The following is a 1,726-nucleotide window of genomic DNA, read 5'->3' on the forward strand; positions in this document are numbered from 1 at the left end:
TATTTGGTTAACAATCAGAGTGTATAACACTTAGGGTAAATTTACATTTGGCAACGATAATTCAAAATTTTATATTTTATTTTTTTTTAGCACCCTATTTTATACTAAAAACAGCTTCAAAAAACCTAAAAAAATCTCAAGTCTATTTAATCAAAAAATACACACCTTATATTTTTACTTCTGAATATCAATCATTTATAAATGAAAATTAAGATTTTAAGTGTAAGTGATACACTAAGGTCTTTTTGAATGTATTTTCGGGAACGATACCGGGAACGTTCCCGAAAATACTGACTATTAAACCAAAATGGTCAACGTAAAAAACACCGAATTCTGCGCGTTTTAACAAAAACATCAAAAAAACTTAACAATAAGCAGTGATTTTGAGGGCTAAAAAAACATCATTTTTAAGCCTTTTTTTCGGTCGATTTTCGCTTGATTAATTTAGAGTCCAGTACCACTTTTTTATTGACATCTACCGACTCCGGAGACTCCAGCATTTTGAACAAAAGCATGGCGGCTTCTACCCCAATTTCGGTAGCTGGCTGTGTAATTGTGGTTAACGAAGGATTGAGTAATGGTGCGATCTCCAGACTGGAAAAACCGATCACCTTCAGATCATCAGGAATCCTGATCTCCAGATCATAACAGGCATAATAAGTAGCAAAAGCCAAACGCTCTACTGAGGTAAAGACCCCATCAGGCTTCAGTTCCTTCAGCATTTTCTTTAAAATGGTATTGTTCTTTTTATAACTATTGCTGCAGTCTACAATCAGGCGGTCATCAAAAGGGACCTTATACTTCTCTAATGCATCAATATAGCCCTGCATTCTGGTCTTTCCTATGGATAGGTTTTTATTGATTACCAGATAAGCAATTTTGGAACAGCCTTGTTTGATCAGGTGCTCCGCAGCAGAAAAGCTACTGTCGTAATCGTTGGTGATGACTCTGGGGGTTACAATATCCTCATAAACACGGTCAAAAAAGACCAGGGGCAGGCGTTTCTGAGCCAGTTCATTCAAATAAGTATGGTCATTGGCCTCACCGGATACCGACATAATAATCCCATCTGCACGCCCGTTGTGCAAGTGGTGGATAAAAGAAACTTCTTTCTCATACTCATCCTCTGTGGCATAGATCAGGATATGATAGCCCTTCTCCCTAGCAATACGTTCAATTCCATGAATGGCCTGGGAAAAAAAGTTATTGGCAAGCTCGGGCACGATAACTGCAATTGTCTTGCTGCGCTGCTCCCGAAGGTTACTCGCATAGTGGTTGGGCTGGTAGTTAAGTTCTTTGGCTTTCGCCAGTATCCTTTGTTTTGTTCCCTTGCTGATATCACTGTTGTCTCTAAACGCTCTTGAAACTGTTGAAGTAGACAGGTTCAGGGCCCTGGCCAGTTCCTTTATATTGATATTATGCATGCGTCTTCTTCATCCCCCGGTTTGCTATTTACTTATTTAGAGGTAAATATAGTAGAAAAGTTACCTGGCAATAAAAAATAATGTGATATAATTTTCAGAAACCGATAACAAACGGATGATGCTGGGATAAGTCTGGTTCTTCACAAGGAAAGGACTCCTTCACACTTTGTACACACCTCCTTCACAATTCACCCACAAACAGGTACCTTTTTGTGGAGAAAGTGTGGCTAATGTGTGCACGATGTGAGGCTCAGCCATTAACCAGGACTAGACAGGTCTACAATTATTCCAATATAATGTAT

1 protein-coding gene is annotated in these 1,726 nt (G+C 38.8%); it reads right to left on the reverse strand.

The features are described from left to right. Window positions 1-407: 407 nt before the first annotated feature. Window positions 408-1,424, reverse strand: a complete 1,017-nt coding sequence (locus DBR11_RS20375; RefSeq protein WP_108554465.1) for a LacI family DNA-binding transcriptional regulator — start codon at window positions 1,422-1,424, stop codon at window positions 408-410. Window positions 1,425-1,726 lie beyond the last annotated feature (302 nt).

Source organism: Pedobacter sp. HMWF019 (assembly GCF_003061025.1).
Taxonomy (GTDB): domain Bacteria; phylum Bacteroidota; class Bacteroidia; order Sphingobacteriales; family Sphingobacteriaceae; genus Pedobacter.

Excerpts from the sequence above, each read along its gene's own strand:
- DBR11_RS20375 (WP_108554465.1), bottom strand. The coding sequence starts at position 1,424 with ATGCATAATATCAATATAAAGGAACTGGCCAGGGCCCTGAACCTGTCT.